The following is a 22,005-nucleotide window of genomic DNA, read 5'->3' as shown; positions in this document are numbered from 1 at the left end:
AACTCGCCGGTTCCCTTGACCGACCGCTCAACCGAACCGTTGGGTTAGAGCGCCGTCGCCCCGGTCAAGTGAGGGGTGCGCATGCGCAAGTTCTGGTGTCTGTTCCTGGCGGTGATGCTGCTCTCGCCACCTGGCGTCGCGGCGGCGCACGACTCGATCCGGGGCTGGACGATCCTCTCCGACAGCGACGCGGGCGCCGACGAGGTGATCGCGTCCGCGAAGAAGTACCGGGTCAACCACCTGCAGCTGTCCCACGAGGTGGTGCACGACCTGCAGGAGGTCCGCGACCCGCGCAGACAGGCGCAGGTGAACCGGCTCACCTCACTGGCCCACGCGTCGGGCATCAGGGAGGTCGCGGCCTGGGACCACGCCCTCTACAACCTGACCTACTACCCAGCCGAGTTCCGCACCGGCCCCGGCGGCACGATCGACCTCGACAACCCGGCGTTCTGGGAGTGGTTCCGGGGCGACTACCGCGCGATGCTCGACCTGGTGCCGCAGGTGGACTCGATCATCCTGACGTTCATCGAGACCGGTGCCCGTGTCGAGAACCAGCACTCCACCCGTTTGAAGACCGCCGAGGAGAAGCTCGCCTACCTCGTCGACCAGATCGCATCCGTGATCGACGAGCGCGGCATGCTGCTGTACCTGCGCACGTTCGGCTACTACCCCGTCGAGATGGACCGCACGATCGGCGCGATCGACCGCGTCCAGAACAAGCGCGTGCGCGTCATGGCCAAGGCGCAGCCGCACGACTTCTTCCTCACCCACCCAGTCGACGTCACGGTGCCGCGCATCAAACGCCCGGTGCTCATCGAGTACGACACCACCGGCGAGTACAACGGCCAGGGCAAGATCGCGAACGCGTTCGTCGCCGAGCACGCCGACCGGCTCCGGCACTACCGCAAGCTCCCCAACGTGATCGGTTACGTCGCCCGCACCGACCGCTACGCCGAGTCGCGGATCGTGGGCACGCCCACCGAGATCAACCTGTTCGCGTTGAAGCGCGCTTCGGAAGGAGCCTCGAACTCGCAGATCTACCTGGAGTTCGCGGCCCGCAGGTACGGCCTGCTCGCTTCACCTCACGTCGCCCGTGCCCTCGCCCGGTCGCCGGAAATCATCACCTCGACGCTCTACACGTTGGGCAGCAACAGCGCGAACCACTCACGGCTGGACTACGACCCGTACTGCTCCAGCTACCACCGCAGCGTGTCCGGCAAGTGGATCGACCCACCCGAGACGTTCGTGCGGCACGGCGTCAACAAGAAGTTCCACTACTGGATCGACGTCGCGAACCACCTGTCGCCGCCGCACTGCAAGACCGACGGCGTCCTGCGGCGCGAGGCCGGCTACGTGCTCGACCGCGGCTGGGTCACACCCGGCAACCTGATGACTTCGGAGTACCTCTCGTACCTCAAAGTCGAGAAGGACCACGGCGTCCAGCTCGCCGAAGCGTCGTTGCGCGATGTCGAGCGCGTCCGGAAGTTGCTGCGTCCCAACGACTATGCGCAGCTGAAGTCCTACTTCGAACGTACGGTGCTGACCGCGAAGCTGCATCGGGCGGTCGCGAAGGCGTACTTCGGTTACCGGATCTACGTGCAGCAGCCGTCCACCGAGCTCGCGCGCACGATCTGGACCGGGCTCGACGAGGCGCAAATCGTTGCGGCGCAGGTGAAGGCGTATCCGGCGCCACCGACCGGAGAGTGGAACTGGGTGGTCGACGCCAACCAGGCCGAGCTGTACTTCAAACGGATCTCGGAGGGCTGGGACCGCTACGCCGGCATCAAGGTCCCTCGACCCTAGCGTTTCTGTCGGTGGTGGTCGCTAGGGTCCAAACGTGGACAACGTGGTGTGGCTGCGGCCACCCGATGGAGAGCCGCCCGATGGGGAGCAGCCCGGCAAGGCGTGCCTGGTGCACAGCGACGACGAGTGGTGGGAGGGCACCGTCGTCTGGGAGGAGGCCCGCCGGGAGGACGGGTTGTGGTGGGGCACGGTGACGTATCGCAAGGACGGGCAGGAGATCACCGAGGTGCGCAGCCAGCACGACCTGCGCGCCCGCTGATCACGGCAACAGCCGCCTGACCACGGCGTCGGCCAGCAGTCGGCCCCGGTCGGTCAGCACGCAGCGATCGTCGAACGGTTCGAGCAGCCCGTCGGCGATCGCCTGCTTCGCTTCCTCACGCCCGGCGTCGTCCAGCACGTCGAGAGGCAACCCAGAGGCGAGGCGCAGCTCCAGCAGCACCCGCTCGACCCGCTGGTCCTCGTCCGACAACACCTCGCGCCCGGCCGCGGGCGAGAGCCCCTCGGCCAGCAGCGACGAGTAGCGCGCCGGGTGCTTCACGTTCCAGAACCGAACTCCGCCGACGTGGCTGTGCGCTCCCGGGCCGAAGCCCCACCAGTCGGCGCCCTTCCAGTACAGGACGTTGTGCTGGCACTGCGCCTCGACAGTAGTTGCCCAGTTCGACACCTCGTACCAGGAGAAACCGGCACCGGACAGCACGGAGTCGACCATCTCGTAGGACGACGCCAGCACGTCGTCGTCCGGCATCGGCAGGTCACCACGACGGATGCGGCGGGCGAGTCCGGTGCCGTCCTCCACGATCAACGCGTACGCGGACACGTGGTCGACGCCCGACTCCAGGACGGCGTCCAGGGAGGTGGCCAGATCCGAGGGGCGCTCCCCCGGCGTGCCGTAGATCAGGTCCAGGTTCACGTGCTCGAAGCCGGCGGCGCGGGCCTCGCGCGCGGCGTCGACCGGACGTCCTGGCGTGTGCTTGCGGTCGAGCACCTGCAACACGTGCCGGGCCGCGGACTGCATGCCCAGCGACACGCGCGTGTAGCCGGCCGAGCGGATGCCCTCGAAGAACGAGGGCGACGTCGACTCCGGGTTCGACTCGGTCGTCACCTCGGCGCCCGCGGCCAGGCCGAACGACTGATATATCGCATCCAATACATCAGTCAGGCCCGAGGCGCCCAGCAGCGACGGGGTGCCGCCGCCCACGAAGACGGTCGAAGCGGGCGGGGGCGAACCGAGAACGGAGGCCGCCAGGTCCAGTTCGCGGCGCAGGCCCTCCAGCCACGACTCGGGCGACGCGGAGGTGCCCAGCTCGCCGGGCGTGTAGGTGTTGAAGTCGCAGTAGCCGCAGCGGGTCGCGCAGAACGGCACGTGCACGTAGATGCCGAACGGGCGGGAACCGACACCGGCGAGGGCGGAAGGGGGAAGCGAACCGTCGGCGGGCGCGGGCTCGCCTTCGGGCAAAGCGGAGGGCATGACGTTCAGTGTCCACCACCAGGGCCTGTATCGAAGTCTGGACCCGGCTATCGCGGATCCAGACTTCGATACAGGCCCTAGCCCCGGATGGCGGTGTCCAGCCAGGCGTTGTGTCTGTCGGTGACAGACACATCACGGAGCGAAACCAGCCTAGGATGTCAACTTCCCCTCGTCAATCCCAGCATTCGGTTGGCGGTGGACCATGCACTGGACGCCAGGCACACTGAGGTCATGCATTCGACTGGAGTCCGCCTCGTGGCCCGCCGCCACGTCGACTTCCGTCGTGTCTCCAGCGCGATGTGCCGTCGCTCGGCATAACCGCGCGCTGATTTGTTCCCGTCGGCGCTTGGTGCGCTGACGAGACCCCCACCACAAGCACCTCTGGGCTCGCACGCGCACGAAGCGCCTCGAAACCCCGGAGGATGGCGATGGTCCCGCCGCAGACGTCACCGCGCGCCAAGCAGCGTCGCGGCGAGGGGCAGTGGGCGCTCGGTTACCGAGAGCCGCTGAACCCCAACGAGCGGAGCAAGAAGGACGACAACCCGCTCAACGTCCGCGCCCGCATCGAGAACATCTACGCCCACGGCGGTTTCGACTCGATCGACCCGGCCGACCTGCGCGGACGGTTCCGGTGGTACGGCCTGTACACGCAGCGCAAGCCCGGTATCGACGGCGGCCGCACGGCCACGCTGGAGCCGGAAGAGCTGGACGACGAGTTCTTCATGATGCGCGTCCGCAGTGACGGTGGCGCACTCACCACTCAGCAGCTCAAGGTGCTCGGCGAGATCTCGCAGACCTACGCGCGCGACACCGCCGACATCACCGACCGGCAGAACATCCAGTACCACTGGATCCAGGTCGAGGACGTTCCCACCATCTGGCAGAAGCTGGAAGCGGTCGGGCTCACCACGATGGAGGCGTGCGGCGACAGCCCGCGCGTCATCCTCGGCTCGCCGGTCGCGGGCATCTCGGAGAACGAGATCATCAACGGTCAGCCGGCGATCGACACCATCCTCGAGCGCTACATCGGCGACCCGCGGTTCTCCAACCTGCCGCGCAAGTTCAAGACCGCCATCTCCGGGCTGCAGGACGTCGCGCACGAGATCCACGACATCGCGTTCGTCGGCGTGAACCACCCCGAGCACGGTCCCGGCTTCGACCTCTGGGTCGGCGGCGGCCTGTCCACGAACCCCATGCTGGGCAAGCGGCTCGGCGCCTGGGTGCCGCTGGACGAGGTCCCGGACGTGTGGGAAGCCGTCATCAGCGTCTTCCGCGACTACGGCTACCGCCGGCTCCGGCACCGCGCGCGCATCAAGTTCCTCGTCGCGGACTGGGGTCCGGAGAAGTTCCGCCAGGTCGTGGAGGACGAGTACCTCAAGCGCAAGATGATCGACGGCCCGGCGCCGGAAGTCCTCAGCCAGCAGCTCGACCACATCGGAGTGAACAAGCAGAAGGACGGCCTGTTCTACGTCGGCGCCGCGCCGGTCGCGGGCCGGGTCTCGGGCTCGATCCTGGTCGAGGTCGCGAAGATCGCCGAACGGGCGGGCTCCCAGCGCGTCCGGTTCACGCCGCAGCAGAAGATCATCGTGCTGGACGTGCCCGAGGCCGAGGTCCCCACGCTCAAGAGCGACCTCGCCAAGCTGGGCCTGCAGGTCGACCCGTCGCCGTGGCGCCGGGGCATCATGGCCTGCACCGGCATCGAGTTCTGCAAGCTCGCGATCGTCGAGACCAAGGCCCGCGCCAACGACCTCGTCACGCAGCTCGAAGCCAACCTGAAGGACATCGTCGACGGCGTCACCGCGCCGATCACCGTGCACATCAACGGCTGCCCCAACTCCTGCGCCCGCATCCAGACCGCGGACATCGGCCTGAAGGGCCAGATCGTCACGGACGAGCAGGGCAACCAGGTCGAGGGCTTCCAGGTGCACCTCGGCGGCGGCCTCGGTCTGGACGCCGGGTTCGGCCGGAAGCTGCGCGGCCACAAGGTCACCGCGAACGAGCTGCCCGAGTACGTCGAGCGGGTCGTGCGGAACTTCGTCGCCCAGCGCGAGGAGGACGAGCGTTTCGCCCAGTGGGTCGGCCGCGCCGAGGAGGCATCGCTTCGATGAGCGAACGCGCGACGCCGTTCTACTGCCCCTACTGCGGTGACGAGGACCTTCGCCCGCAGGAGGAACCCAGCTACGCGTGGCTGTGCACCGGATGCCGCCGCGTCTTCAAGGTCTCGTTCGTCGGGCTCAACCTGCCGCAGGAGGTGAAGAAGTGAGCGATCTCAAGGAAGACCTCAAGATCGTCGCTGAGGCCGCGGAACTGGAGCTGAAGGACGCGAGCGCCGAAGAGGCGCTGGAGTGGGTCGCGCGGACGTTCGGCGACAGCTACATCGTCGCTTCCAACATGCAGGACGCCGTGCTGATCGACCTCGCCGCCAAGGTGAAGCCGGACTTCGACGTGCTGTTCCTGGAAACGGGTTACCACTTCCCGGAGACCATCGGTGTGCGCGACGCCGTCGGGGTCGTCTACCCGGACGTGCGCATCGTGAACGCCGCCGCCGAGCAGTCGGTCGAGGACCAGGAACGCGAGTTCGGCCTGCTGTACCAGTCGGATCCAGCGAAGTGCTGCAACCTGCGCAAGGTCGTGCCGCTGCGCCGCGAGCTCGCGAAGTACGACGCCTGGGTCACCGGTGTGCGCCGCGTCGACGCGCCCACCCGCGCGAACACGCCGATCGTGCAGTGGGACGAGCGCAACGGCCTGGTGAAGATCAACCCGATCGCGCCGTGGAGCGATGACGAGTTCAACGCCTACATCCGCGAGAAGGGCATCCTCGAGAACTTGCTGGTGCAGGAGGGGTATCCCTCCATCGGCTGCCTGCCGTGCACCGCGAAGCCGTTGCCGGGGCAGGACGCCCGCAGCGGCCGGTGGGCCGGCCAGTCGAAGACGGAATGTGGGTTGCACGGATGACTGCCAAAATTGCAACTAGCACAGCACTGGACACCCTGGGGCGCCTCGAATCGGAGGCGATCCACATCTTCCGCGAGGTCGCGGGCGAGTTCGACCGGCCGGTGATCCTCTTCTCCGGTGGCAAGGACTCGACGCTGCTGCTGCACCTCGCGATCAAGGCGTTCTACCCGGCGCCGGTGCCGTTCCCGCTGCTGCACGTCGACACCGGGCACAACTTCGACGAGGTCATCGAGTTCCGCGACCGCGTGGTGGCACAGCACGGTCTGCGCCTCGAGGTCGCGAAGGTCCAGGACTGGATCGACGACGGCCGCCTCGAGGAGCGCCCGGACGGCACCCGCAACCCGCTGCAGACCGTGCCGCTGCTGGACTCCATCACGCAGCACAAGTTCGACGCGGTGTTCGGCGGCGGTCGCCGGGACGAGGAACGCGCCCGCGCCAAGGAGCGGATCTTCAGCCTGCGCACGGCGTTCGGCCAGTGGGACCCGAAGCGCCAGCGCCCCGAGCTGTGGAACCTCTACAACGGCCGGCACCGCGCCGGTGAGCACGTCCGCGTGTTCCCGCTGTCCAACTGGACCGAGCTCGACGTGTGGAACTACATCGAGCGCGAGGGCATCGAGCTGCCGGACATCTACTACTCGCACGAGCGCGAGGTGTTCCTGCGCGACGGCATGTGGCTCGCCGAGGGCCCGTGGGGTACCGCGCGTGAGGGCGAGACGTTGCAGCGCAAGGTGGTTCGCTACCGCACGGTCGGCGACGGCTCCTGCACGGGCGCCGTCGAGTCCGACGCCGCCGACATCCACGCGGTGATCGCCGAGGTCGCCGCGTCCCGACTGACCGAGCGCGGCGCCACGCGGGCCGACGACCGGTTGTCCGAGGCCGCCATGGAAGACCGCAAGCGGGAGGGTTACTTCTAAATGAGCGACCTGTTGAGGCTGGCTACCGCAGGCAGCGTGGACGACGGAAAGTCCACGCTCGTCGGCAGGCTGCTCTACGACACCAAGTCCGTGCTCGCCGACACGCTCGACGCCGTGCACCGCGCGTCCGCCGACCGCGGGCTCGCGACGCCGGACCTGTCGCTGCTGGTCGACGGCCTGCGGTCGGAGCGCGAGCAGGGCATCACGATCGACGTGGCGTACCGCTACTTCGCGACGCCCAAGCGGTCGTTCGTGCTCGCGGACACCCCGGGCCACGTGCAGTACACCCGCAACACGGTCACCGGCGCCTCCACCGCGCAGCTCGCGGTCCTGCTCGTCGACGCGCGCAAGGGCGTCATCGAGCAGACCCGGCGGCACGCGGCGGTGCTCGCGCTGCTGGGCGTGCCCCGGCTCGTCCTCGCGGTCAACAAGATCGACCTCGTGGATTACGACGAGGTGACGTTCTCCCGCATCGCCAAGGAGTTCACGGCGCACGCGACGGCGCTCGGCTACACCGAGGACGCCGTGGTCGAGATCCCGGTGTCCGCGCTGGCCGGCGACAACGTCGTGGAGAAGTCCGCGAACACGCCGTGGTACGAGGGCCCGACCCTGTTGGAGCACCTGGAGAACGTGCCGGTCGAGCCCGACCCGCACGACGCGCCGTTCCGGTTCCCGGTGCAGTACGTGATCCGCCCGCGCACCGCCGAGCACCTCGACTACCGCGGCTACGCCGGTCTGGTCGCGGCCGGCACGATCAAGCCGGGCGACGAGATCGTCGTGCTGCCGTCGGGCCGTCGCTCGACCGTCACGAAGATCGACACGGCCGACGGCGAACTGACGGAGGCCGCGGCGGGTCAGTCCGTGACGTTGCTGCTGGCCGACGACATCGACATCTCGCGCGGCGACCTGATCTCGGTGGCGGGCAACGAGCCCAAGGTCACCGACGAGCTGGACGCCACGCTGTGCTGGCTCGCGGAGAAGCCTCTCCGCGCCGGTGCCCGAGTCCTCGTCAAGCACGGCACGCGCACCGTGCAGGCGATGGTCACCGAACTGCGCGACCGCTTCGACGAGCAGAAGTTGTCCAGTGTGGACAGCCCCAGCTCGCTGGAGCTCAACGAGATCGGCCGAGTGGCTCTGCGGCTGGCAGAGCCCGTTCCGCTGGACGACTACAGCTTCAGCCGGCGCACCGGATCGTTCCTGGTGATCGACGCCGCGGACGGCAGCACTCTCGCCGCCGGACTGGTCGGCGCGCCGCTGCCGGAGTTGGACGCGGCGAGCTGTACCGAGGGCGGCGACATCGCTGCCCAGGACGACCGCGCCCTCGTCTCCCCCGGTCCCTGAAAGGCCTCAGTCCCGTGAACCTCAAGCCCGCAGTCGCCATCGCCCTCATCGCCCTGACAGCACTGTCCGGTTGCAGCCGCCGCGGCACCGAAGAAGCGCCCGTCGCCCAGTCCAAGGGTGCCGCGACCGAGGTTCGCCTCGGGTACTTCCCGAACGTGACGCACGCCGCCGCGTTGATCGGCGTCGAAAAGGGCCTGTTCACCAAGGAGCTCGGCAACACCAAGCTCACGACGCAGACGTTCAACGCGGGCCCGGACGAGGTGAACGCGCTGCTGGGCGAGTCACTTGACATCGCCTACATCGGTTCCGGCCCGGCGATCAACGCCTACGCGAAGTCCAAGGGCGAGGCCGTGAAGCTCATCGCGGGCGCGACCTCGGGTGGCGCGCAGCTCGTGGTGAAGCCCGAGATCAACTCGATCGAGGACCTCAAGGGCAAGGTCGTCGCCACGCCGCAGCTCGCGAACACCCAGGACGTGTCGCTGAAGAAGTACCTGGCGGAGAAGAACCTCACCGGCCAGGTCACCGTCCAGAACGTCGAGAACGCGCAGTCGCTCGACCTGTTCAAGAAGGGCGACATCCAGGGCGCGTGGTCTCCGGAGCCGTGGTCGTCGCGCCTGGTCGCCGAGGCGGGCGCGAAGGTGCTGCTGGACGAGAAGACGCTGTGGGAGGGCGGGCAGTTCCCGACCACCGTGGTGATCGTGCGGACGAAGTTCCTGCAGGAGCACCCGGAAACCGTCGAGGCCGTGCTCAAGGGCCACGTCGCCGCCGTCGACTGGGCCAAGGCCAACTCCGGCGACGCGAAGAAGACCGTGAACGCCGCGCTGGAGAAGCTCACGTCCAAGAAGCTCGGCGAGAAGATCCTCGACTCCGCGTGGGACCACATCGAGCTGACCACCGACGCACAGGCCAAGACCTTCCCGCAGCTCGCGAAGGACGCCGTGACCGCGGGCGTGGCCAAGGAGGCGGCGAACGTCGCCGGGTACGCCGACTTCACGTTGCTGAACAAGGTTCTTCAGGCACAGGGCAAGCCGCAGGTGCAAGCAGCCGGACTGGACCAGAAGTAACTTTCCGAGGGGAACACGGACATGACCGCCACGCTCGAGACCACTGTTTCGTCTACTGTGGACACTGCCGTCGAACTGGCCGGCGTTCGCAAGGTGTTCGGCCACGGCAGCTCGGCCGTGGTGGCGCTCGACGGCGTCGACCTCAAGGTCAAGCCGGGTGAGTTCGTGTGTCTCCTCGGTGCGTCGGGCTGCGGCAAGAGCACGCTGCTGAACATCGTCGCCGGCCTGGACGGCGCGACGTCGGGTGAGCTGCAGCTCAACACGTCGCGCCCGGCCGTGATGTTCCAGGAACCCGCTTTGATGCCGTGGCTGACCGCTGCCCGCAACGTCGAACTGGCGTTGCGCTTCGCCGGCGTCGGCCGGTTGGCGCGCAAGCGTCGTGCGCTGGAGCTGCTGGAACTGGTGCGGCTCGGCGACGTCGCGGACAAGCGTCCGCACGAGCTTTCCGGTGGTATGCGTCAGCGCGTGGCTCTGGCTCGCGCGCTGGCGTCCACCACCGTGTCCCCGGACGGCGCTCCGGCCCTGTTGCTGATGGACGAGCCGTTCGCGGCGTTGGACGCCATCACGCGGGACGTGCTGCAGAGCGAACTGCTGCGCGTGTGGGAGACCACGAACACCGCGATCATCTTCGTGACGCACGACGTGCGCGAGGCCGTGCGCCTCGGCCAGCGCGTCGTGCTGCTGTCCTCGCGTCCCGGCCGCGTCGTGCGCGAGTGGGACGTCACGGACTCCTCGAACGAGGTGCTCGACGAGATCAACACCCATCTGCGAGAGGTCATCAGTGGCCACGCCTCCTGACACGCTCGACAAGGTCGGCGCCGGCCTCGACGCGCTGGACGTGCCCGTAGAGGCACAAAAGCCGCCGTTGTGGCGCCGTTTCCTCAAAACGGGCGTGCCACCGATCATCGCGTTCGCACTGCTTTTGGGCGTGTGGCAGGCGTTGTGGGCTTCGGCTCTGCTGCCGGAGTTCCAGCTGCCCGCCCCGGTCAACGTGTGGAACGAGCTGGTCAGCTCGATCGCCTCCGGCGAGGCGTTCAGCATTCTCTGGACCTCGTTGCACCGCGCGGTGTTCGGGTTCATCGCGGCGGTGCTGATCGCGACACCGCTCGGATTGCTGATCGCCAAGGTGCGGGTGGTGCGCGCGGCGATCGGGTCGCTGCTGACCGGCCTGCAGTCACTTCCTTCGGTGGCTTGGGTTCCGGCGGCGATCCTGTGGTTCGGCGTGACGCCGTCCACGATCTACTTCGTGGTGCTGATGGGTTCGGTGCCGTCGATCGCCAACGGTCTGGTGGCCGGCATCGACCAGATCCCGCCGCTGCTGCCGCGCGTGGGACGGGCTCTGGGCGCGGGGCGACTGGCCTCGGCGCGACACATCCTGTTGCCCGCCGCGCTGCCCGGTTACCTGGCCGGTCTGAAGCAGGGCTGGGCGTTCTCGTGGCGGTCGCTGATGGCCGCGGAGATCATCGCGACCTCGCCGCAGCTCGGCGTCGGGCTCGGCCAGTATCTGCACAACGGGTCGTCGTTGAACGACATCAACATGGTGATCGCGGCGATCTTCCTGATCCTGTTGGTGGGCATCGGCATCGAACTGCTGCTGTTCCGCCCGTTGGAGCGCGCGGTGCTGCGGGCCCGCGGATTGACGGGTGCGCTGTGACGCCGTTGATCGCCGTCGCGCACGGCAGCCGTGATCCCCGTTCGGCCGCGTCGATCCACGCTCTGTTGGACGTCGTGCGGTCGCTGCGGCCGGAGCTGGACGTCCGCGGGGGCTTCCTCGACCTGTGCGCGCCTCGGTTGAACGACGTGCTGCGCGAACCCGCGGTGGTCGTGCCTTTGTTGCTGGGCAAGGCCTATCACGCACGGGTCGACGTGCCGGCCGCCGTTGCCGAGTCTCGGGTGCCTGCCGTGGTCACCGATGTGCTGGGGCCGGATCCACGGCTGGAGTCGGCGGCCTTGCGACGGCTTTCCGAGGCCGGGGTTTCGTTCGGCGACAGGTCCTTGGGCGTGGTGCTGGCCGGTGCCGGGTCCTCGCACGCCCCCGCGAACGAGGCCGTGGCGCGCGTCGCCCGGCGGTGGGCTCGCGAGTCCGGCTGGGCCGGCGTGGAGCCCGCGTTCGCGTCGATCGCGTCGCCTGACGTGCCCACCGCCGTCGAGCGGTTGAAGGCTCGTGGGGCCACGCGGATCGCCGTCGCGTCCTGGTTCCTCGCACCCGGTCTGCTGCCGGACAAGGTGGCGTCCCTGGCTGGTGACGCCGTGGTGGCGCGGCCGTTGGGTGACGACGTCGAGGTGGCTCAGCTCGTGCTGGACCGCTACGACTCCGCGTTGGCACGCCAGACGGTCGCCGCTTAGCTCCTCTGGCTGGACAGGTACCCGACCGTGGTTGGCCCTCGCCGCCGGCCTGATCCGTCGAAACGCCACGACACGGGGCCATAGCGTGGTATCAACTGCGCAAACGGCACCGGGGGGCACCATGCACGATTTCGGCCACGGCGGCTTCTCGCGCAGACGACGCCGTTCCGGCCACCACCACGACCTGTCCGGGGCACCCTTGTGGGTCAAGGCGTTCGTGTGGGCGGGCACCCTCCTGGCGATAGCCGGCCTCGGTGTCGTCATGTACGGCGTCCTGATGCCCACGGACGTGCCTGTCCCCGCTCCGCCGGGCTTCCCCTCCCCACCGCACCGCCCGACCCCCAGCGTCGGAGGGCCCAACCTGCCGCTGGGCTTTGGTCTCTTCTTCGCCGGCTTCGTGCTGACGGCGATCGGCACGCTGGGCCACAGCACCTCGAAGCGGCGCTGACCCGCTCGGACTCGCCACTTCCGGCCGCCGCCACAAGATCGAATCCACAGCGCCGTTCGGGCGATGTGAAGTGTGAACTGTTGACGTGAAAACCTACTCATGAGTAGTCAAGGGTTACGCCGCGTGCTGGAAATGTCCCTCGTCCACTCATCGGGGAGAGGTCATGAAGCTAGCCGGAATTGCAGCAGCCGCACTGGTACCGATGCTGTTGTTCGCCACCAACGCGTCAGCAGCACCGCAGACCATCACCTACAAGCTCCGGGCGAGCGCCGCCGGGCAGTCGTCGGACTTCACGCTCGACCAGGGTGTTGACGCCAGTGCACCGGCGACGGTCGCGCCCAACGGCACCCTCAAGGTCACCATCGACCCCGCGCCGAACAAGATCCCGACCGAGGCCGGCGGGCGGCAGGTGCGGGAGATCAAAGGACTCGCGCTGAAGCTGCCGGTGCCCGGCAACTCGAAGTTCCAGTCCGCCTCGCTGTCCGGCGGCGCGGGACTGGGCGGCACGCCGACGATCGCCTTGCAGGGCAACGACGTCGTGCTCAGCGTTCCCGGGCCGATCAAGGGCGGGGCGGACTTCGAGCTGCCCACCGTGACGATCAACCTGCAGGCCGGCGGCACCGGCACCATCACCACGAAGCTCGGCGGCACCAGTTACGACGCGCCCGGCCTCACCTTCACCGCGGTCGTCACGGTCATCGGGATCCCGATCAACGCCGCCGCGAAGGGTTACCCGGACCCGAGCCCCGTGCTCACCACCACCACGATCGGCTAGCACTCCTGATGCCCCAACCCCTGCCGGGCATCAGGAGGTAGCCGCGACCAGAGCGGTCATCGTGGCGAGCGTCGTGCGCAGGTCTTCCAGTGAGACCTGCGCACTGACGCGGTTCGCCCACTCGTGCTGCGCTTCCCGCAACCGCTCGATGGCCGCGTAACCCTCCTCGGTCGGCCGCACCAACTTGGCCCGCTGATGCGCCGGGTTCGGCAGGTATTCGGCCAAACCCTTGTCCACCAACAGGTCCGCGATCCGTTGCACGGACTGGCGGGCCAGCCCCATCTCGCGGGCGATGCCCGAGACCGACAGCGGTTCGCGCAGCACCGCGCCCAGCACCTGCCACCACGCCGCGGTCAGACCGACCGGCTTCGTCATCACCTCGGCCGCGTCGAGAAACGCTCCGTACAAACGGAAAGTCCTCATCACGACGTCGGTCAGCACGTCACCTGATTCAGTCCTGGGCACCGACTCACTCCTGGACACTCGCCACCAGCTTCCCGAACGCCTCGGCGGTGTCGTCGCGGTTGAACTCGTACCAAGCAGTCAAAGTCTTGGGAGAGAACGTCTCCAGCTCCGCCAGCACCTCCCGCGCGAACTCCAGCGAGCTCGCGCCACCCGCCGTGATCACGCCATCAGCGCGCACGACCCGTTCGTCGCGGTACAGCGCCGCGCCGCCGTAAGAACCAAGTCCCTGAGGGAAGTTCGACGTGTGCGCCACGTCGTCCAGCAGCCCCTCGGCCGCGAGCCCCACCGTCGCACCGCAGATCGCCGCCACCGGCTTGCCCGCCTCGCGGAACCGCCGCGCGAGCTTCCCGAACGCCGCCAGCGCGCCGGTCTCCCACCCGTCGCCACCCGGCAGCACGAGCATCGCGGCGTCGTCCAGCGAAACGTCGGACAGAGCGACGTCCGGCAGCATCCGCACACCACCCAGAGTGCGGATCGGGTCGAGCGTGAGCCCGACCGTCTTGATCTCGTAGCGCCCTGGCCGCACCTGGAACTGCTGCATGCTCACCTGCGCGGCCACATGGCCGTACTCCCAGTCCGCGAGCTCGTCGTAGAGGCCGAGGTACACCGTCTGCGTTGTCATGACAGTAGACTGTCATATTCGACAGCATGCTGTCAAGAAGGAGCCCGGCTAAGGTCAGCGACATGGCAGACGAGCTGGTCCACTACGAGGTGCGGCGTGGCATCGCGACGATCACGCTGGACTCTCCCCACAACCGCAACGCCCTGTCCGCGCAGCTGCGCCGGGAGCTCAAGGAGCACCTGACCGCGGCCGCAAGCGACGACCAGGTGCGGGTGGTCGTGCTGACCCACACGGGCACCGTGTTCTGCTCCGGCATGGACCTCAAGGAGGCCGCCGGCGCGAGCGCGGGAGACCAGGGCGTCAACGAGTTCCCCGCGATCCTCGAGCAGCTCTGGACCAGTCCGAAACCGGTCGTCGCCGCGCTCAAGGGCCCGGCCCGCGCGGGCGGCGTCGGCATCGTCGCGGCCTGCGACATCGCCGTCGCCGCGAACGAGGCGACGTTCGCGTTCAGCGAGGTCCGGATCGGTGTCGTGCCGGCCGTGATCTCGGTGACCGTGCTGCCGCGCCTGCTCCCCCGCCAGGCCCACGAGCTGTTCCTCACCGGCGAGGCCTTCGACGCCCAGCGCGCCAAGGAGATCGGCCTGCTCAACTCCGCCGTGCCGGTCGACGGCGTGGACGCCGAGGTCCGCCGCTACACCGACATGCTCGCGCTCGGCGCCCCCAACGCGCTCGCCGCGACCAAGGAGATGCTGCAGCAGGAACGGTCCACGAACCTCGGCGAGGTCTTCGCGGACATGCTCAAGCTCTCGGCGCAACACTTCGGCGGACCGGAGGGCCAGGAGGGCATCACGGCGTTCAAGGAGAAGCGCAAGCCCTCCTGGGTTCCCACAGAAGGCTAGAACCAGCCGGTGCACTCGATGACGCCCTGCGACGAACCGCAGGCGCGCATCACCTTGCCGTCGTTCTTGAACGCCTCCGTGTACTTGGCCGAGCCGGAGTCGATCCGCGTGTACCCGAGGAACCCCTCGTGCGAGTTGGCCGAGGGGTCCTTGCGGTCGGTCCAGATCTCCTCGCCCGGCGTGCCGTAGGAGATGCGGCCCCAGGCACACTTGGACTTGTTCGACGCCCGCAGCTCGATCACGCGGCCGTTCTGCATGGTCACCGGGTTGTCGCCGTCGATCGTCTCGAACGGCGTGAACGGCCCCTCCTGCGAGCAGTCGGGGTCACCGGCGAACGAGACCGCCGGACAAAGCACACCAACAACTGCAACGACGCTGAGCACACAGCTCAAGCGGCGGAATTGCGTTCCCATGGGTCTGCACTGTCCACTCCGGACAGCAAAAGCGCAGCCCAAGTCACCGTTCTGTGCGAATCACCCGCAGTTTTCGGTCACCTGATTCAGCGGTCCGTTTCGCAGCGTCACGCAGGACCTCCGAAACGGAAGAGTCCAAATCAGCGGGCACGACCAGAACGTACTCACCCTCGGGCAGCCACGAGAGATCGCTCAGGCTGTCGTACAACGCGTCCAGGTTCTGCCCGAACCAGTCCGGGAAGTCCAAAGCCTGCGCAATGGCAGCGATAGCCGCCTGCTTTTCCGAAACGAGAATGTGCCGTTTCATTTGCTCACGTCCACGACGACGAACGTCGAATAGTGGTCGCCGGTGTAGAAGACTTCCTTTTCCGAACCGGTCACGATCCGGCGGGCGCCGCGGTCCGGGCTACCGGGCGTCGGCACGGTGTACTCCTTGTAGTACCCGGACTTCTGCTGCGGCAGCCGCTTCTCGCGGTTCTCGAACGTCACGCCGTCGTTGCGCGGGTACGGGAACGGACCCTTCGCCTCGATCAGCTTCCACGTCTTCGCGGCCTCGACCGGCAGCTTCGAAAGAGCCTGCACGTCCAGTTTCGAAGACGACGCACCAGGTACGGCGAGCTGCGAGGCCGACGGCGAGCTGCTCGCGGGCGGCGTCTCGGGGTTGGCGACGTTGTCCTTGACGAACCACCCGACCACGACCAGCGCGATCAGGCCGACCAGGGCAACGGTCAGGCGACGACCAGGACTCACGCGGCGACCTTCTCCGACTCGGGCTCGGGTTCGGGCTCAGGAGCCGACGCGGGGTTCTTCGCGCCCCAGTCCGCAACCCTGTCGATGAGGCGCGCCACGCCGAGACAGGCCGGCAGCACCACGATCATCACGACGGGGAACTGCACGGCGACGGGCAGCTGCACGACCCACAGCTCGACCCCGTCCCACCACTGCACCAGCCAGTCCACCCGCCCCACCCTAGTCCCGTGACCGGTGTCACGGCATTTGGCCAGCCCCCGGATGGGTATGTTGCGAACCATGTTCGCCGTTTACGCAGCAGAACCCAGTCCCGAGAACCCGCTGGCCTCGCTTCGCGTCGGCGAGCGCCCCGAGCCCGAGGTCCCGGACGGGTGGGTGCGCGTCGCCGTGAAGGCGGCCAGCCTCAACATGCACGACCTGTGGACGTTGCGCGGCGTCGGCATCAAGCCCGAGCAGTTCCCGATGATCCTGGGCTGCGACGGTGCCGGCGTTCTCGACGACGGCACCGAGGTGGTGCTGCACTCCGTCATCGGCGACCCGAGCTGGTCCGGTGAGGAGACGCTCGACCCGAAGCGCACGCTGCTCACCGAGAAGCACCAGGGCACGTTCGCCGACTACGTGGTCGTGCCGGCCCGCAACGCGCTGCCCAAGCCCGCCGACCTGTCGTTCGCCGAGGCCGCCTGCATGGGCACGGCGTGGCTGACCGCGTACCGGATGCTGTTCGTGAAGTCGGGCCTGCGTCCCGGCCAGACGATGCTGGTGCAGGGCGCGTCGGGCGGTGTGTCGACCGCGCTCATCCAGCTCGGCCGCGCTGCCGGGTTCCGCGTCTGGGTCACCGGCCGCAGCGAGGAGAAGCGCGCGCTGGCCACCTCCCTCGGCGCCCACGACGTGTTCGAGTCCGGTGCCAGGCTGCCCGAACGGGTCGACGCGGTCTTCGAGACGGTCGGCAAGGCCACCTGGTCGCACTCGATGAAGGCGTTGAAGCCCGGCGGCATCGTGGTGATCTCGGGCGCGACGTCCGGTGACGCTACCGCGGCCGAACTCCAGCGGCTGTTCTTCCTGCAGCTGCGCGTGGTCGGCTCGACCATGGGCACCCGCGAGGAGCTGGGCGACCTGATCCGGTTCTGCGCGCTCAACGACCTCAAGCCGCAGATCGGCGCCGAGCTGAAGTTCGAGGACGCCGAGCAGGGCCTGAAAGCGATGCTGGACGGCGAAACGGCGGGCAAGATCGTCCTCAGCAGGCCGTAAACAGCACGAAGGGCCAAAAATCGGCTCTCTGATTGGTGGGTTCGGACAAACCGCGTGACAGTTGACGCGAATAAGTTCGCCCGGACCCACCATCAAGGGAGCTGAGGCATGACTACCCAGGGCGTCTTCCGGCGCAAGCCCATCGACCAGATCGCCGAGGACAAGGGCGAGGGGCTCACCAGAACGCTGGGCCTGTGGCAGCTGACCGCGATCGGCATCGGCGGCATCATCGGTGCGGGCATCTTCTCGCTCGCCGGCGCCGTCGCGAACAAGACGGCGGGCCCGGCCGTGCTGATCTCGTTCCTGGTGGCCGGCGTCGCGAGTGCGGCGGCGGCGTTCTCGTACGCGGAGTTCGCGGGCCTGATCCCCAAGGCGGGCAGCGCTTACACCTACGGCTACGCGGTGCTCGGGGAGATCGTCGGCTGGTTCATCGGCTGGGACCTCCTGCTCGAGTACACCGCGATCGTGGCGGTGGTCGCGATCGGCATCTCGGGCTACTTCACCGAGCTGCTCAGCCTCCTCAACATCCAGCTCCCGCAATGGATGCTGGGTGCGCCCGGCACAGAAGGGCAAGGCGTCGAACCGGGAAGCTACAAGGTCAACCTGTTCGCGGTGGTCCTCTGCCTGCTGATCGCGTACGTGCTGAACCTCGGCATGAAGAACGCGGCGCGGTTCGAGACCACGTTGGTGTACCTGAAGGTCGCCGTGGTGCTGCTGGTGATCGGCGTCGGCGTCTTCCACATCGACACCGACAACTACAACCCGTTCTTCCCGTTCGGCTTGAGCGGCGCTTTCACCGGTGCCGCAACGGTTTTCTTCGCGGTGTTCGGTTACGACGCGATGAGCACCGCGGCGGAGGAGTCGAAGGACTCCCAGCGGCACATGCCGAAGGCGATCATCTACTCGCTGGCGATCTCGATGGTCCTGTACGTGCTGGCCTGCCTCGTGCTGACCGGCATGGTCAACTACAAGGACGTCGACGCCGAAAGCGCGTTCGCCACGGCGTTCGCGGACATCGGCTTCCACTGGCTGGGCATCATCATCAGCGTCGGCGCGATCCTCGGCATCACGACGGTGCTCTTCACGTTCCTCCTGGGCGCGGCCCGCGTCGGCTACTCGATGAGCCGCGACGGCCTGCTGCCCCAATGGTTCGCGAAGACGCACCCGGTGAAGCACGTGCCGTCGCGCATCACCTGGGTGCTGGGCATCGCCTCCGCGGTCATCGCCGGGTTCCTGCCGATCGCGGAGGCCGCCGAGCTCACCAACATCGGCATCCTGCTGGCGTTCGTCGTCGTGTGCATCGCCGTGATCGTGTTGCGCTACAAGCAGCCCGACCTGCCGCGCACGTTCAAGACGCCGGGCATGCCGGTGGTGCCGATCATCGGCGTGATCTTCTCCATCTGGCTGATCACGTTCCTCACCCCGGAGACCTGGCTGCGGTTCGCGGTCTGGTTCGTGATCGGCCTGGTGATCTACTTCGCCTACTCGAAGCGCAACTCCGTCATGGAGAAGTCCGAGCGGTGACCTGCTGGTCGAGCACGGACAGCGGCACCGGTCCGAGCCCGATCACGAGGTCGTGGAACTCCCTGACGTCGAAGCGGTCGCCCAGCCGGGCGGCCGCTTCGGCACGAACGCGCTGGATCTCCAGGCGCCCCACCATGTACGCCAGCGCCTGGCCCGGCGTCTCGATGTACCGGTCGACCTCGGAGTTGATCTCGGGCTCGGTCATGACGGTGTTCTCGCGCAGGAAGTCGACGGCCTGCTGCCGGGTCCAGCCGAACGCGTGCAGGCCGGTGTCGACGACCAACCGGCCGGCGCGCATCGCGTCGAGGCTGAGCATCCCGAAGCGTTGTTCGTCCGACGAGTACAGGCCCATCTCGTCGGCCAGCCGTTCGGTGTAGAGGCCCCAGCCCTCCAGGTAGGCCTCGATGAACGCGAACCGCCGCATGTTGTGCAGGTCCGTCTCGGCCGCGACGGTGAGCTGGTAGTGGTGGCCCGGCACGGCCTCGTGGAACGCCGTCACCTCGGACAGCGTGCGGCTGCGTTCGGTGGCGCCCAACGGGTTCAGCCAGTACGTGCCGGGACGGCTGCCGTCCACCGGCGCGGGCTGGTAGAACGCGATCGCGGCCGTCTGCCGTTCCGCCTCGTCGACGGGACGCACCTGGCAGCCGACCGCCGGCATGCGGCCGAACCAGTTCGGTGCCTCGGCCTCGGCCCGCGCGATCGCCTCGACCGCGTGCGCCACCATCTCGTCCTCGCCTGCCCACAACAGTTCCGTGCGCAGCCGGTGGAAGATCTCCGGCACGTCACGCGTCCCCCACACCCGTGAGCCGATCTCCGCGTACTCCTCGCGCAGCCCGGCGATCAGGTCGAGCCCGAGCCGGTGCAGTTCGTCGGGGGTGTACGAGGCGGTCGTGTAGTTGCGGACCAGGTTGGCGTAGTTCTGCTCGCCCTCGGGCAGCCAGCAGAGGCCCGGCTGGTCGTCGGAACGGCCTTCGGTCGACGCCAGCACGTCGCGGTACCCGGCGATGGCGGTGCGGATCTCGCCGGAGAACTCGCCCTCCCACTCCTGCGCCGGCGAGGCGAGGAACCTCTCCAGCCGCGTGGTGGCGGTCTGGAGGTGCCGGCGCATCGGCAAGCGGTCGGAGTCGCGGACGCGGGCACCCGCCTGCTCGACGTACCGCGCCATCTTGTCCAGCCGCTGCGACACGTCCAGCTGCGACGCGACCATCAGCAGGCCGGTCACCGGCGCGCTCAAGCCCGTCGCGACGGTGTGCTCGACCAGCCTGGCGTCGATCCTGGCCACGATGGACTCGCCCTGGTGCTTGATCACGGCGAGCGTGACGGGGTCCTCGTCGCTGGTCTCGACGCGGCGCAGGACGTCGGCGATCCGCGCCCGCAACGCCTGTTCGCCCTCGACGCTCAGCTCTTCGAGCTTGTCGTCCCAGCCTTCCAGCCCGTACATCGTGGCCATGAACGGCGCCCAGTCCATGGTCGCCTGGAACATCTCGTCAGCGAGCGACATCAGGGCCTCCCCGCCCAGTCGGTGACCAGGTCGGCGAGCGTGGACAGCGGCAGCACGCCGTTCTCCAGGACCAGGTCGTGGAACGCTTTCACGTCGAACCGCGAACCCATCTTCTCCTCGGCCTCGGCACGGACCCGCTGGATTTCCAGGCGCCCCACCATGTACGCCAGCGCCTGGCCCGGCGTCTCGATGTACCGGTCGACCTCGGAGCTGATCTCCGTGTGGTCCATCACGGTGTTCTCGCTCAGGTAGTCGACGGCCTGTTGCCGCGACCAGCCGAGCGCGTGGATGCCCGTGTCGACCACGAGCCGGCCGGCGCGCATCGCGTCGAGCCCCAGCATGCCGAGCCGTGCCTCGTCCGACGAGTACAGGCCCATCTCGTCCGCCAGGCGTTCGGTGTAGAGGCCCCAGCCCTCGATGTAGGAGTCGATGAACGCGAACTTGCGCAGGTTCGACAGTTCGGTCTCGGCGGCGATCGAGAGCTGGAAGTGGTGGCCCGGAATGGCCTCGTGGAACGCCGTCACTTCGGACACCGTGCGGCTGCGTCCGGTGGCGTTCAACGGGTTCACGAAGTAGACGCCGGGACGGGACCCGTCGAGCGCGGCGTCCTCGTAGTAGGCGAACGCGGCGTTCTGGCGGTCGATCTCCGGCACGAACCGGACCTCGCAACGCGCCAACGGCTGCCGCCCGAACCAGTTCGGTGCCTCGGCCTCGGCCCGCGCGACGGTTTTCACCGCGTCCACGAGCATGTCGTCCTCATTGGCCCACAACAGATCCGTCCGCAACCGCCGGAAGATCTCCGGCACGTCGCCCGTCCCCCACACCCGCGAGCCGATCTCCGCGTACTCCTCGCGCAGCCCGGCGATCAGGTCGAGCCCGAGCTGATGCAGTTCGGCCGGGGTGTAGGAAGCGGTCGTGTAGTCGCGGACGAGCTTGCGGTAGTTCTCCTCGCCGTCGGGCAGCCAGCAGAGTCCCGCCTGCTCGTCGTCGCGTCCTGGAAGGCCGAGCAGGACCTCGCGATAGCGGGCGAACGCCGGGCGCAGGTCCGCGTCGCCCTCCCACTCCTGGCGCGGCGAGGCGAGGAACCGTTCGACGTAGGCAGCCCCGCCCTGCACGTGCCGGCGCAACGGCCTGCGGTCGGTGTTGAGCAGCCGTTGCCCGGCCTGGTCGAGGAAGTGCGGAACGAGGTGCCGCCGCTGCGAGAAGTCGACCTGGGAAGCGGACCTGAGCAGGCCCGCGACCGGAGCGTTCAACCCGCGCGACACGGTGTGCTCGACCAGCCGCGCGTCGATCCTCGTGATGATCGAGGTGGCCTGGTGCCTGATCACGTCCCGGGCGACCGCGTCCTCGTCGCTCTCCTCGACGCGGGCGAGGACGTCCGTCAGCCTGGCCCGCAGGGACTGCTGGCCGTCGACGCTGATGTCTTCGAGCCGGTCGTCCCAGCCGGGCACGCCGACGAGCGTGGCGAAGATCGGCGAGAAGTCCATCATCGCCTGGAACGTCTCTTCGGAGAGCGAGGTCACGCCCTC

The 22,005-nt window shown here is 68.2% G+C and carries 26 protein-coding genes; 17 read left to right on the top strand and 9 right to left on the bottom strand.

The annotated features are described in order from the left end of the window. The first annotated feature begins 81 nt into the window (after positions 1–81). Positions 82–1,803 carry a hypothetical protein gene (locus tag G7043_RS27400; protein WP_207311803.1) on the top strand — a complete coding sequence of 574 codons (1,722 nt, stop codon included), beginning with the start codon at positions 82–84 and terminating at the stop codon, positions 1,801–1,803. Positions 1,804–1,837: 34 nt separating this feature from the next. Further along, positions 1,838–2,062 (top strand): hypothetical protein, encoded by a 225-nt coding sequence (locus G7043_RS27395; protein WP_166050347.1) that lies wholly within the window; start codon positions 1,838–1,840, stop codon positions 2,060–2,062. Here the strand turns inward: G7043_RS27395 and hemW are convergent, their stop codons facing one another. Continuing rightward, complete coding sequence (hemW, locus tag G7043_RS27390; RefSeq protein ID WP_166050345.1) at positions 2,063–3,271, bottom strand: radical SAM family heme chaperone HemW; 1,209 nt, start codon at positions 3,269–3,271, stop codon at positions 2,063–2,065. 87 nt (positions 3,272–3,358) lie between these two features. On the opposite strand from hemW, the gene G7043_RS50445 reads away from it, so the two are divergent. The 12 genes from G7043_RS50445 to G7043_RS27335 all read left to right on the top strand — a co-directional run bounded on the left by G7043_RS50445 (position 3,359) and on the right by G7043_RS27335 (position 13,114). Beyond that, on the top strand, positions 3,359–3,589 hold the full coding sequence (locus G7043_RS50445; RefSeq protein ID WP_390828153.1) for a putative leader peptide: 231 nt from the start codon (positions 3,359–3,361) through the stop codon (positions 3,587–3,589). Between the two features lie 110 nt (positions 3,590–3,699). After that, a complete protein-coding gene (locus G7043_RS27385) occupies positions 3,700–5,379 on the top strand; it encodes a nitrite/sulfite reductase (protein WP_278185881.1) in 1,680 nt (559 codons plus the stop codon). After that, complete coding sequence (locus G7043_RS27380) at positions 5,376–5,534, top strand: hypothetical protein (protein WP_030472080.1); 159 nt, start codon at positions 5,376–5,378, stop codon at positions 5,532–5,534. The genes G7043_RS27385 and G7043_RS27380 overlap by 4 nt, the downstream gene beginning before the upstream one ends. Beyond that, the gene (locus G7043_RS27375; protein WP_313888093.1) at positions 5,531–6,226 is read left to right on the top strand and encodes a phosphoadenylyl-sulfate reductase; all 696 of its coding nucleotides are present in this window, start codon (positions 5,531–5,533) and stop codon (positions 6,224–6,226) included. Before G7043_RS27380 ends, G7043_RS27375 begins: the two co-directional genes overlap by 4 nt. Further along, positions 6,223–7,140, top strand: a complete 918-nt coding sequence (gene cysD / locus G7043_RS27370; protein WP_166050342.1) for a sulfate adenylyltransferase subunit CysD — start codon at positions 6,223–6,225, stop codon at positions 7,138–7,140. The genes G7043_RS27375 and cysD overlap by 4 nt, the downstream gene beginning before the upstream one ends. After that, positions 7,141–8,481: a sulfate adenylyltransferase subunit 1 gene (locus tag G7043_RS27365; RefSeq protein WP_166050340.1), complete on the top strand. Its 1,341-nt coding sequence runs from the start codon at positions 7,141–7,143 to the stop codon at positions 8,479–8,481. A 14-nt stretch (positions 8,482–8,495) separates the two neighbouring features. Then, entirely contained in the window at positions 8,496–9,545 is a 1,050-nt protein-coding gene (locus G7043_RS27360) for an ABC transporter substrate-binding protein (protein WP_166050338.1), read from the top strand. A gap of 21 nt (positions 9,546–9,566) precedes the next feature. Further along, positions 9,567–10,343, top strand: a complete 777-nt coding sequence (locus G7043_RS27355) for an ABC transporter ATP-binding protein (protein WP_166050336.1) — start codon at positions 9,567–9,569, stop codon at positions 10,341–10,343. After that, positions 10,327–11,199 (top strand): ABC transporter permease, encoded by an 873-nt coding sequence (locus tag G7043_RS27350; RefSeq protein WP_166050334.1) that lies wholly within the window; start codon positions 10,327–10,329, stop codon positions 11,197–11,199. Before G7043_RS27355 ends, G7043_RS27350 begins: the two co-directional genes overlap by 17 nt. Continuing rightward, a complete protein-coding gene (locus tag G7043_RS27345) occupies positions 11,196–11,891 on the top strand; it encodes a sirohydrochlorin chelatase (RefSeq protein ID WP_166050332.1) in 696 nt (231 codons plus the stop codon). The genes G7043_RS27350 and G7043_RS27345 overlap by 4 nt, the downstream gene beginning before the upstream one ends. A gap of 121 nt (positions 11,892–12,012) precedes the next feature. Then, positions 12,013–12,339, top strand: a complete 327-nt coding sequence (locus G7043_RS27340; RefSeq protein ID WP_166050330.1) for a hypothetical protein — start codon at positions 12,013–12,015, stop codon at positions 12,337–12,339. A 163-nt stretch (positions 12,340–12,502) separates the two neighbouring features. After that, positions 12,503–13,114 (top strand): cyclase, encoded by a 612-nt coding sequence (locus tag G7043_RS27335; RefSeq protein WP_166050328.1) that lies wholly within the window; start codon positions 12,503–12,505, stop codon positions 13,112–13,114. 30 nt (positions 13,115–13,144) lie between these two features. Here the strand turns inward: G7043_RS27335 and G7043_RS27330 are convergent, their stop codons facing one another. Together G7043_RS27330 and G7043_RS27325 are read right to left on the bottom strand one after the other, a co-directional pair. Next, positions 13,145–13,579, bottom strand: coding sequence for a MarR family winged helix-turn-helix transcriptional regulator (locus G7043_RS27330; RefSeq protein WP_313888092.1), 435 nt, complete (start codon positions 13,577–13,579; stop codon positions 13,145–13,147). A 4-nt stretch (positions 13,580–13,583) separates the two neighbouring features. Next, positions 13,584–14,201: a DJ-1/PfpI family protein gene (locus G7043_RS27325; protein ID WP_166050326.1), complete on the bottom strand. Its 618-nt coding sequence runs from the start codon at positions 14,199–14,201 to the stop codon at positions 13,584–13,586. A 62-nt stretch (positions 14,202–14,263) separates the two neighbouring features. Between G7043_RS27325 and G7043_RS27320 the strand changes: the two genes are divergently transcribed. Continuing rightward, positions 14,264–15,040 carry an enoyl-CoA hydratase family protein gene (locus G7043_RS27320; RefSeq protein ID WP_166050324.1) on the top strand — a complete coding sequence of 259 codons (777 nt, stop codon included), beginning with the start codon at positions 14,264–14,266 and terminating at the stop codon, positions 15,038–15,040. Here G7043_RS27320 and G7043_RS27315 read toward each other — a convergent pair. The 4 genes from G7043_RS27315 to G7043_RS27300 form a co-directional block, all read right to left on the bottom strand. Beyond that, positions 15,037–15,396 carry a DUF2690 domain-containing protein gene (locus tag G7043_RS27315; RefSeq protein ID WP_166050322.1) on the bottom strand — a complete coding sequence of 120 codons (360 nt, stop codon included), beginning with the start codon at positions 15,394–15,396 and terminating at the stop codon, positions 15,037–15,039. The genes G7043_RS27320 and G7043_RS27315 overlap by 4 nt on opposite strands. Positions 15,397–15,496: 100 nt before the next feature. Further along, the gene (locus G7043_RS27310; protein ID WP_166050320.1) at positions 15,497–15,760 is read right to left on the bottom strand and encodes a barstar family protein; all 264 of its coding nucleotides are present in this window, start codon (positions 15,758–15,760) and stop codon (positions 15,497–15,499) included. Next, positions 15,757–16,203 carry a ribonuclease domain-containing protein gene (locus G7043_RS27305; protein ID WP_166050317.1) on the bottom strand — a complete coding sequence of 149 codons (447 nt, stop codon included), beginning with the start codon at positions 16,201–16,203 and terminating at the stop codon, positions 15,757–15,759. Before G7043_RS27305 ends, G7043_RS27310 begins: the two co-directional genes overlap by 4 nt. Next, the gene (locus tag G7043_RS27300) at positions 16,200–16,412 is read right to left on the bottom strand and encodes a hypothetical protein (RefSeq protein WP_166050315.1); all 213 of its coding nucleotides are present in this window, start codon (positions 16,410–16,412) and stop codon (positions 16,200–16,202) included. The genes G7043_RS27305 and G7043_RS27300 overlap by 4 nt, the downstream gene beginning before the upstream one ends. Positions 16,413–16,482: 70 nt before the next feature. Between G7043_RS27300 and G7043_RS27295 the strand changes: the two genes are divergently transcribed. Continuing rightward, a complete protein-coding gene (locus G7043_RS27295; RefSeq protein WP_166050313.1) occupies positions 16,483–17,451 on the top strand; it encodes a zinc-binding dehydrogenase in 969 nt (322 codons plus the stop codon). A gap of 108 nt (positions 17,452–17,559) precedes the next feature. Then, positions 17,560–18,975 carry an amino acid permease gene (locus G7043_RS27290; protein ID WP_166050311.1) on the top strand — a complete coding sequence of 472 codons (1,416 nt, stop codon included), beginning with the start codon at positions 17,560–17,562 and terminating at the stop codon, positions 18,973–18,975. Here the strand turns inward: G7043_RS27290 and G7043_RS27285 are convergent. Both G7043_RS27285 and G7043_RS27280 read right to left on the bottom strand, forming a co-directional pair. After that, positions 18,953–20,476 (bottom strand): DUF885 domain-containing protein, encoded by a 1,524-nt coding sequence (locus G7043_RS27285; protein ID WP_166050309.1) that lies wholly within the window; start codon positions 20,474–20,476, stop codon positions 18,953–18,955. The genes G7043_RS27290 and G7043_RS27285 overlap by 23 nt on opposite strands. After that, positions 20,476–21,999, bottom strand: coding sequence for a DUF885 domain-containing protein (locus G7043_RS27280; RefSeq protein ID WP_313888091.1), 1,524 nt, complete (start codon positions 21,997–21,999; stop codon positions 20,476–20,478). The genes G7043_RS27285 and G7043_RS27280 overlap by 1 nt, the downstream gene beginning before the upstream one ends. Between the last annotated feature and the right edge of the window lie 6 nt (positions 22,000–22,005).

This window comes from Lentzea alba (genome assembly GCF_011067745.1).
Taxonomy (GTDB): domain Bacteria; phylum Actinomycetota; class Actinomycetes; order Mycobacteriales; family Pseudonocardiaceae; genus Lentzea; species Lentzea alba.
This window is presented reverse-complemented; position numbering and strand designations above follow the sequence as displayed.